Genomic DNA, 9,172 nt, shown 5'->3' with positions numbered 1-9,172 from the left:
TAGCTACGCAATCTTCGCCGAGCTGATTTTTAAGATAAGTTAGAGAGATAGCCCCAACTATGGAGTCTGAGTCTGGGTTTGTGTGACCAAAAATATATGTTGACATGTCAATAGCCTTTAAATTTTTCACAATTATACTTAAAAAGATTAAAACAAATGTTTAACAAAAATGATATAATTTTCCAATGAATGAAGAGCTAAGCAACGCACAATATATATATCTGTACCACGGTTTAATAATTTTTGGCGGTCTTTTAATCATCACTATACTCATTCACATGCTCTACCATAGACGCTCGCCAAGCGCCATCATAGCATGGCTCCTCTCCATCATTCTTATTCCGTACATCTCTATTCCGCTCTATCTTATAATAGGTTTGAGAAAAAGAAAAAACAGGTATAAAAAGAGCTCCCTAAAGCTTAAAACCCAGCCCAACGACCAAAATAGGCACTTTGAGATATATACAGACTCCACAAAAGCATACGTGGCATTTATGGAGTGCATAGAAAATGCAAAAAGCTCAATCTACATAAGCACCTACATATTTGAGTATGACAAAGTGACAAAAGAGATTGTTCAAGCCTTGATAAAAAAGGCGCACGAAGGCGTAGAGATAAAGATACTTATAGACTCTCTTGGCTCTATCATTTTGTATCTCACTCAATACAGACTAAGAGAGCTAAAAAAAGCAGGTATTGAGATAGAGTTTTTCATGCCGATATTTCAGATGCCATTTAGAAACTACATAAACCTAAGAAACCACAGAAAAATCTATATTTTTGACAATGAAAAAGTTTTAAGCGGAGGGGCAAATCTCTCCGATGAGTACATAGGACCAGTTTTCAGCCAAACAAGATGGGAAGATATCATGTTTCTTATTAATGGGTCATCCGTTGAGCAATATTTTGAAATATTTGCCTCAGACTGGTTCTACGCTTCAGATGAGAGATTGAAGTTTAGCAGAGATAAAAAAGAATCAGATGGTGACATCTATCTGCAAGTCGTTCCATCTGGGCCTGACATGGAGAGAGACGCCCTTTATGAAGAGCTCCTCCTGGCAATATACAGCGCAAAAAAGCGTATTTACATTATTACACCATACTTCATTCCTAACAACTCTCTTATTGAGGCACTCATCATCGCTCACCACAAAGGAGTAGATGTCAGACTAATTACGCCAAAAGAGGCAAACCATACGATAGTAAATCTTGTAAGAAGTTCGTACATGAGAGAGCTTGAAGAAGCGGGCATAAAAATCCATCTCTACAACGGAGCGATGCTTCATGCAAAAGCTATACTTTTTGATGGTAAAAGCGTTGTGCTTGGAAGTGTAAACTTTGACAACAGAAGCCTCTTTTTAAACTACGAGGTGGCTCTCTTTGTTTACTCCGAGAAGATTATAAAAGAGATAGAGGAGTGGGCGGATAAACTTATAGCAAACTCCTCTTTTGGAACAAAAGATGTGTCTGACTTGAGAAGAGTTTTTGAAAACCTTATGCGAATTATGGCGCCTCAGCTTTAATGCCAAAGCTATAATATGTTCAAACCAAACAGTTTTGTAAAATCACTAAAACATCAAGAAACAGAGCTTGAGAGCGAGTTTTCAATTCTTTGCTGGAATGTCGCAAAACTTACACTTAAGAGCTCTTACAAAGATTTTGTAAACACTCTTATAAAAAAGTACGATTTGGATATTTTGCTTCTGCAAGAGGTAAAAAAAAGTCTCTCTCATGAGCTTGAGCTTCATGAGTACTCCTATGTTTTATCGCCAAATATTGAGACAAAAAAACATATTTTCGGAGTTTTGAGCGCCTTTAAGAGCTCATGCCACAACGAACTATCACTGCTTACAAAAAAGCGTGAATTGCGATGCGCTACACACAAGATTTCGCTTATTACACATCATAAAATCTCGGACGAAGAGACGCTTCTTATAGTAAATCTGCATGCCATAAATTTTGTGCATAGCAGTGATTTTAAACATGAGCTTAACAATATATACATGAGCATCAAATCACACGGCGGAGCTATGATAGTTGCGGGAGATTTCAACACATGGAACCTAAAAAGAGTTCAGTATCTAAACGAGTTCAGCAATGATTTAGAGTTAAAAAAAGTGGGGTTTGAGAGCGAAAAGGATATAAAAAAGATTTTTTCAAACTCGCTTGATTATATCTTTTATAGAGGTTTGGAGCTGACATTCTCAACCGTCATAGACAGCAAAAAGATATCAGACCATAACCCGATTATCGCTAAGTTCAAACGCTAATTTATAAACTCTACCACTTCATCAAAATCTAGTCTCAACTGAGACGATTGCTCATCCACTCTGTACCCAAACGGCAGTATCAAGGAGAGCTGATATTTTTTAGTGTCAAGATTTAAAACTCTCTCTACATTCTCCTTCTCAAGCCCCTCAATAGGGCAGCTGTCGATGCCTAGCGTTGCAGCGCACGTCATCATATTTGCCGCAGCGATATAGGTCTGTCTTGCAGTCCAACAAAGTATATTTTCATCACACTCAAGAGTTTTTTGAAGATGTTTTGCATACAAATCTATGTAAAAATCAAGCTTCTCTTTTGGCATTTCTCGACGCAAAAATCTCTTTGCGGGTATGCCTGATTCTACTTTGACACTCTCTATCGCAGCCAAAACTACAACTAAGTGAGAGCAAGATGTAATTTGCGGTTGATTCCAGCAGTAAGGTCTGATTTTAGCCTTTAGCTCCTCATTTGTGATAACCAAAAACTTCCACGGCTCCATGCCAAATGATGATGGCGATTTTCGCCCTGCTTCGAGTATCTCTCTTATATCCTTGTCGGATATCTTCTTATTCTCGTCAAAAAGTTTGCACGCATGTCTAAAATCCATCGCCTCATTAAATGTTTTACTCATTGTATGACTCCTTATTTTTTATAGTATACCGTGACCTTACGCACATTTGAAAAAAAACAGTTATTCTCCCCTATCAGAGAGATAGGGGTAGCTTTAGGGGGTTGCAGGGACATTTGTCCCTGCCGCTAAAACGGACCAGTTTGTTTTGGTGCGTAACATTGTATATACTTTCAAAACTATAACAACTATTTAATAACAAGAGAGTCTCTATGGAGTGTTACTGTGGCAGCAAAAAAGAGTTTAGCGAGTGTTGCGAATCATATCTAAGCGGTGTTTCAAAGCCATCAAGCGCATTAGAGCTTATGAGAAGCAGATACAGCGCATATGTGCTCGGCGATGGCGGCTACATTGTAAGAACAACTGCAAAAGAGAACAGATATGAGGATGATTTAGAACTCATAGGAGAGTATGCAAAAAGCGTAAAATGGCTCGGTCTTGAAATTCTACATGTAGAAAAAAATATTGTTGAATTTAAGGCTTATTACAGAGATGCAAACGGTGCAAAAGTTCAGCATGAAAAGAGCAATTTTATCTATGAAGACGGAGCGTGGCTATACAGAGACGGCAAAATATATAACTCTAAAATAGAGCGCAATAAGCGATGTCCTTGCGGTAGCGGTAAAAAGTATAAAAAGTGCTGTGAGTCAAAGCAAAACAATTAATATGCTAGAATTCCACTCATAACTCTTTTAAACAGGAATATAGATGCAAAATATCATCGAAAGTATTGATTTTGAGGCTCTTTTAAAGCTCTTTGGTGTCATAGGAGTGAGCCTAATTGTATCAATTGTCGCCTACTTTATATCCAAAAAGTATATTGTAAAAATCATCCACAAACTGATATTTAAAACAAAGTCTACTTGGGACGACAATTTCATAAAGGTAGGTTTTTTTGAACAGCTTGCCCACCTTGTTCCACCGCTTGTAATTCTCTACTTCTTGAGCATGTATCCGCAATATATGCAAGACGCGCTGTTGCAAATCATCAGTTTTTGGATAACTATTGTAATTATAAAAAGCATAGACAAGTTTCTATCTGCCCTTTTAGAGATATACAACTCTCTTGAAGTATCAAAAGATAAGCCTATAAAAGGGTATATTCAGCTTTTAAAGATGTTTGTATATATTTTAGGTTTTATCATCGCCGTATGTCTTTTAATGGGTGTTTCTCCATGGGGAGTTCTAAGCGGTGTGGGTGCTTTTACAGCTGTTTTAATGTTTATATTTAAAGATACAATACTATCCCTTGTTGCAAGTGTACAGATTGTAGCAAACGACCTCTTTAAAGTCGGTGATTGGATAGAAGCTCCTAATTTTGGAGCAGACGGAGAGGTCATAGACATCGCTCTTCACTCAGTAAAGGTGCAAAACTGGGATAAAACCATTGTTACAATCCCTACTTACAAGTTTATGGAGAACTCCTTTAAGAACTGGCGCGGGATGAGTGATAGCGGCGGCAGACGTATAAAAAGAGCTCTTTTTATAGATGTAAACTCAATAAAATTCTGCAATCCTCAGCTCTTGGAGAAGCTAAACAAAATAGAGATTATAAGAGATTATCTTCAAGAGAAACAAAAATTGGTAGACACTACCGATGAGATAACCCTAAACAAAAGAAAATTAACAAATATAGGAACTTTTAGAGAGTACGTGAAGAGATATTTGCAAGCCAGTGAAAACATAGACAGCAAAAATTTTACATTTTTAGTCAGACAACTGCAGCCGACTTCAAAAGGAGTTCCTCTTGAAATCTACGCTTTTAGCAACAAAAACAAGTGGGCGGAGTATGAAGATATACAGTCAGATATTTTTGACCATCTTCTTGTCGCCTTAAAAGAGTTTGACCTCAAACTATATCAAGAACCATCTGGAGAGTTCGGAGTTATGTAGCGCTCTTTATATACTTATGAACCTCTTTGGCATCTCCTCTAAAAGCTATCTGCTCGGAACGCTTTTGTATCTGATAGTCATACATCGGGTCGTAATACTGAACAAGAAGATACTCAACCCACTCTCTATACCCATCAAACGAGCCATCATCTTGCTGTTTTTGCAAAGCATCTTCAAAGATTTTAGTAAGTTCGCCGTGCTTCTGATTCCCAAGTCTTCTAATTATACGAAACATGGCGCTCTCAATACTCTGTTGCCATGCAGCAAGCGGATTCTCAACACCAGCGCTCTCATAGCTTTTTTGAGCCTCTATTACATACTCGTTTAGCGTTATATCTATTCTCTCTTCTATTGGAGTGTCAAGAATTACAAGAGGCGCCTCTGACATTATGGATAAAAAACTATCAGGCATAAAAACACCGCCTATATGCCTTCCCTCGTCCTCAAAAACAAGATGTTTAAACCCCTCTTCAATCTTTTGAATGAGCTGATATATCAAGTTGTTCTCAAAATTTATCTGTGAGGTTTGCGGCGTAATTCTCTGTCCGAAAGAGGAGCCCCTGTGGTTTGCAAGCCCTTCAAGGTCTATTGCGTTTTGCATCTTTCTAAGTTCTATTGTCTTTCCCGAACCGGTTCTTCCGCCAAGAATTATTGGTTTAAAACGTTTACAAGAATCCTCAAGCTCACGCAACAAATAGCCTCTAAACGCCTTGTAGCCGCCTTTTAAGCGTATTATCTCTCTGCCGCTCTCGCTAATCCACTGTTGTGCTATTTTCGAGCGCTGTCCGCCTCTAAAACAGTAGAGAAGCGCTTCTGGATTTGCATCCATAAAATCAAGCCATGCCTGCACACGCTGCTCTTTTATATCTCCGCTTACCAGCTTATGACCGAGTTCTATCGCCTTTGCATTGCCCTTGTTTTTATAGCATATACCTACCAAATGTCGCTCTTCATCACTCATTATAGGGAGATTTACGGCATTTAGAAATGCCCCTTTTTTAAACTCGACTGGTGCGCGCACATCTATAAGCGGAGTTTTATTTAAGACAATGGACCTAAAATCATCGTAAAACTCTAACACCTACAAAACCTCTACCAGATGTTTTTTGCGTGCCACCGTTTCGCCAATCGCCTCAAGATTCATGCCTGCTTGACGCACTGCTTCATAAAACTCCTCCAAACCATCTTTTTTGACAAAAACAAGAAGTCCTCCTGAAGTTTGAGCATCGCATAGTATCTCTCTTTGTTGTTCTCTCATTTGAGAGATTTTATGCCCATAACTCATAAAGTTTTTGCGAGAACCGCCTGGTATGCAGCCTAAAGCTCTGTATTTTTCAACATTTTTCAAAAGCGGAACTTTCTCAAACCATACGTTTGCACTTATTTCGCTTGCCTCGCACACCTCGCTCAAATGCCCCAAAAGGCCAAATCCCGTAATATCTGTCATAGTCACAACGCTCTTCAAGCTTGCAAAAGTTGCACCGATTTTATTGAGAGTTGTCATCGCTTCTATCGCCACATCAATATCAACCTCTTCTATCTTTTTTTGCTTTTGTGCGGTTGTGAGTATGCCTATACCGATAGGCTTTGTCAAAAATATAAGACAATCTTCCTGTGCCATAGAGTTTTTCATAAGGTTGGCGTTATCTACTATGCCTGTCACTGCAAGCCCAAAAATCGGTTCAGGAGAGTCTATGGAATGTCCGCCTGCAAGTGGGATACCTGCATCTTCACATGCCGCTCGCCCTCCCTCAATCACCTGACGGGCAACATCCGCACTTAACTTGTCAATCGGCCATCCGAAGATAGATATTGCCATAAGAGGCTTCCCGCCCATCGCATAAATATCACTTAGTGCGTTTGTCGCAGCTATTCGCCCGAATGTAAAAGCATCATCCACAATAGGCATAAAAAAATCAGTCGTTGAGAGAACTGAAGTTCCGTTGCCCAAATTATAAGCCGCCGCATCATCTTTGTGTTCGTTTCCTACAAGAAGCTCTGGATAGAAAGTACTCGAGAGGTTGCTTTTTAGTATCTCATCAAGAAGCATCGGTGAGATTTTACATCCACATCCAGCACCATGACTATATTCGGTTAGTTTTATATTTTGCATTTTTTTCCTAATCTTTTATAATTCGCTTTGTGCAATTTTACTCTACTTTTGCATTGTTTTCAATCTTTATTACACTTCATGCCAAACTGACAAAAACACAACTTTAAAAAGAATTGCCTCCAGCTATATACATTTACTTTTTATTTAGCTATACTTCCCTCAATAAAAGATGATTCGAATTACATCTTTAAGTCTGCTTTACATTGATGACCTAGTTAACAGTATAATCTGCCTAAAAGAAAAACTTCATATTAGATTTTAGACCACCGCAGCAATGTGGTGTATTCACACACAAAGGTATTACAATGGCAGCATTAGTAAACGGAACTGTTAAATGGTTCAACGGCGAAAAAGGTTTCGGATTTATCGAACAAGAAAATGGCGGTAAGGATGTATTCGTACACTTTCGTCAAATCAACAGCACTGGCTACGGTCGTGTTTCACTTGACGAAGGTCAAAAGGTAACTTTTGAAATCGGTCAAGGTGAAAAAGGTCCTCAAGCAGAGAACGTAACAGCTCTCTAAGACTTTTTTTTGAGCGGATTTATCCGCTCACTCCCTATATTTTTCCCAACTATTTCCCAACAACAACTTAACTTACAAAAACTTCACTTACAATTTCTACATGTTAAAAAACAAGACGCTGCTTAAGCGCCCTATTTTAGTTTAGAAAAGCCCTCGCTCAGAGCGATTGAAACTTTCTTAGTTGCATTTTTAACTATTGTTTTATTATCACCCTCGACATCAGATTTTGTTTTTACACCCAAATATTTTGACTTATCGATTAAAAGCTCGCTTTTTACGTTTGCTGTAACTTTGTTTCCGTTGTTGCCGGCTGCAAGTGAGATAGCCATCGTCAAATGTTCACTCTCGCTCTTCTTAAAGATGTTCTTTTCAACAACCTCTTTTTCCTGAGAAAGTATCACTTTTGCATCTAACATGTACTCACTTTTTGACTCTAACGACGCTTTTGTCATCTTTGCAGTGGAGACCACAAAACAGTTTGTCTCATTTAACGCAGCTATGAGTGAAGATTTAATCTCCTCAGCAGGGATATTAAACGTCTCAGAACTGTTTTGAACATTTATATCATTTATATAAAGTGTAGCCATTGGATTTGTACACAGACCTACATTGTCAATACGCAAAACACTCTTTTTATCAACACATCCTGAAAAAATCAGAAGAAGAAGCCCGGCAGATAGAATTTTTTTCATTTTTAAACCCTCGTTTTTTAATGAAGAAGTATAACATAATAGATACCCAAACATTTGAGGCTTAAAATGCAAAAGCGCCAATGCTACGCTGGATTTGTCAACGGCGGGGTTGAGATAGACAAAAGTCAGCCCTAAGAGCTACTTTTTTAAGGCTTCAAGGCTCTTGTGGATAACTTTTGCGCTTGGAACAACAGAAGATGAGAGATCAAGATGCACATCTTGGTCATCAAAAAAGATATCTGCGCCAAACGCCTTTAGTATCTCATACTTCTCGCTTCCACCCAAGAAAAACGCCTCGTCAATCCTGACACCCCACGCATTTAGCGTGTGAATCACCCTCTCATGAGCCGGAGCGCTTCTGGCCGTTATAAGCGCTGTTCTAATAGGGGATTTCTTATCTTTAAATTTCTCCTGAATGGAGGCAATAGTCAGCAGAAGCTTTGCAAAGGGTCCTTTTTCCATCGGGTTGTTTGCGTTGTTCTTCTCATGCTCAATAAACGCTTCCAAACCATCTCTTTTATATATAAGCTCAGACTCCTCCGAAAAAAGAACTGCATCGCCGTCAAACGCTATGCGTACCTGGTCTCCGAGTGAATTGTGGACATCCTTGTGAGATGGAAGTATTTTTGCCGCCGCCACGCCGTTTTGCAGGGCATTTACGACATCATCATCATCTGCCGAGAGAAACAGATCAACTTTAAAAGCGTCAAGATATGCAGAGATATTGCTACCGCTCGTCCAGCCTGAACGGACTATCTCAAGGTTGTATCGATTGATGGCGTTTGTGATTCTAAGACTTGTTGCAGCGTTATTTTTTGAAAGAACAATAACCTCGACCTGCCTCTCATCTTTGCTGAAATAGTTGTTTATCTTTAAAAGATTCTCTATAAGCCTAAAACCGGTACCTTTATCGAGCTCTTTGTTCTCATTTTCAAGCTGATACTTGTAGTACTCGTCCAAACCCTTCTCTTCAAAAACCTTATTTTCAGTCTCCAAATCAAAAAGTGCTCTTGAACTAACCGCAACTACAAGCTTGTTTTTTAAATCAAATGCCATG

At 38.9% G+C, this 9,172-nt stretch carries 10 protein-coding genes and 1 pseudogene; 5 read left to right on the top strand and 6 right to left on the bottom strand.

Going from position 1 to position 9,172, the window contains the following annotated elements; all coding sequences use genetic code 11:
* Window positions 1-106 (bottom strand): annotated as a pseudogene (locus tag K0A91_RS11020) (manganese-dependent inorganic pyrophosphatase); the annotation flags it as partial.
* A gap of 79 nt (window positions 107-185) precedes the next feature.
* Here K0A91_RS11020 and K0A91_RS07340 point away from each other — a divergent pair.
* Together K0A91_RS07340 and K0A91_RS07335 are read left to right on the top strand one after the other, a co-directional pair.
* Window positions 186-1,523 carry a phospholipase D-like domain-containing protein gene (locus K0A91_RS07340; RefSeq protein ID WP_295009501.1) on the top strand — a complete coding sequence of 446 codons (1,338 nt, stop codon included), beginning with the start codon at window positions 186-188 and terminating at the stop codon, window positions 1,521-1,523.
* 15 nt (window positions 1,524-1,538) lie between these two features.
* A complete protein-coding gene (locus K0A91_RS07335; protein ID WP_295009499.1) occupies window positions 1,539-2,270 on the top strand; it encodes an endonuclease/exonuclease/phosphatase family protein in 732 nt (243 codons plus the stop codon).
* Here the strand turns inward: K0A91_RS07335 and K0A91_RS07330 are convergent.
* Window positions 2,267-2,896 carry an NAD(P)H-dependent oxidoreductase gene (locus tag K0A91_RS07330; RefSeq protein WP_295009496.1) on the bottom strand — a complete coding sequence of 210 codons (630 nt, stop codon included), beginning with the start codon at window positions 2,894-2,896 and terminating at the stop codon, window positions 2,267-2,269. The genes K0A91_RS07335 and K0A91_RS07330 overlap by 4 nt on opposite strands.
* Window positions 2,897-3,105: 209 nt before the next feature.
* Between K0A91_RS07330 and K0A91_RS07325 the strand changes: the two genes are divergently transcribed.
* On the top strand, window positions 3,106-3,558 hold the full coding sequence (locus tag K0A91_RS07325) for a YchJ family metal-binding protein (protein ID WP_295009495.1): 453 nt from the start codon (window positions 3,106-3,108) through the stop codon (window positions 3,556-3,558).
* A 43-nt stretch (window positions 3,559-3,601) separates the two neighbouring features.
* On the top strand, window positions 3,602-4,786 hold the full coding sequence (locus K0A91_RS07320; RefSeq protein ID WP_295009493.1) for a mechanosensitive ion channel family protein: 1,185 nt from the start codon (window positions 3,602-3,604) through the stop codon (window positions 4,784-4,786).
* Here the strand turns inward: K0A91_RS07320 and mnmH are convergent.
* Together mnmH and selD are read right to left on the bottom strand one after the other, a co-directional pair.
* Entirely contained in the window at window positions 4,779-5,867 is a 1,089-nt protein-coding gene (mnmH, locus tag K0A91_RS07315) for a tRNA 2-selenouridine(34) synthase MnmH (RefSeq protein ID WP_295009491.1), read from the bottom strand. The genes K0A91_RS07320 and mnmH overlap by 8 nt on opposite strands.
* Window positions 5,868-6,899, bottom strand: coding sequence for a selenide, water dikinase SelD (selD, locus tag K0A91_RS07310; RefSeq protein WP_295009489.1), 1,032 nt, complete (start codon window positions 6,897-6,899; stop codon window positions 5,868-5,870).
* A gap of 305 nt (window positions 6,900-7,204) precedes the next feature.
* On the opposite strand from selD, the gene K0A91_RS07305 reads away from it, so the two are divergent.
* Complete coding sequence (locus K0A91_RS07305; RefSeq protein ID WP_295009487.1) at window positions 7,205-7,423, top strand: cold-shock protein; 219 nt, start codon at window positions 7,205-7,207, stop codon at window positions 7,421-7,423.
* A 131-nt stretch (window positions 7,424-7,554) separates the two neighbouring features.
* Here the strand turns inward: K0A91_RS07305 and K0A91_RS07300 are convergent, their stop codons facing one another.
* Together K0A91_RS07300 and K0A91_RS07295 are read right to left on the bottom strand one after the other, a co-directional pair.
* Window positions 7,555-8,115 (bottom strand): hypothetical protein, encoded by a 561-nt coding sequence (locus tag K0A91_RS07300; RefSeq protein WP_295009485.1) that lies wholly within the window; start codon window positions 8,113-8,115, stop codon window positions 7,555-7,557.
* Window positions 8,116-8,253: 138 nt separating this feature from the next.
* Window positions 8,254-9,171 (bottom strand): 5'-nucleotidase, encoded by a 918-nt coding sequence (locus K0A91_RS07295; protein ID WP_295009484.1) that lies wholly within the window; start codon window positions 9,169-9,171, stop codon window positions 8,254-8,256.
* Window position 9,172 lies beyond the last annotated feature (1 nt).

Origin of the sequence: Sulfurimonas sp. (assembly GCF_019429335.1) — a bacterium.
Taxonomy (GTDB): Bacteria; Campylobacterota; Campylobacteria; order Campylobacterales; family Sulfurimonadaceae; genus Sulfurimonas.
The sequence above is the reverse complement of the archived record's forward strand: the minus strand, read 5'-3'. Positions and strand labels throughout refer to the sequence as shown.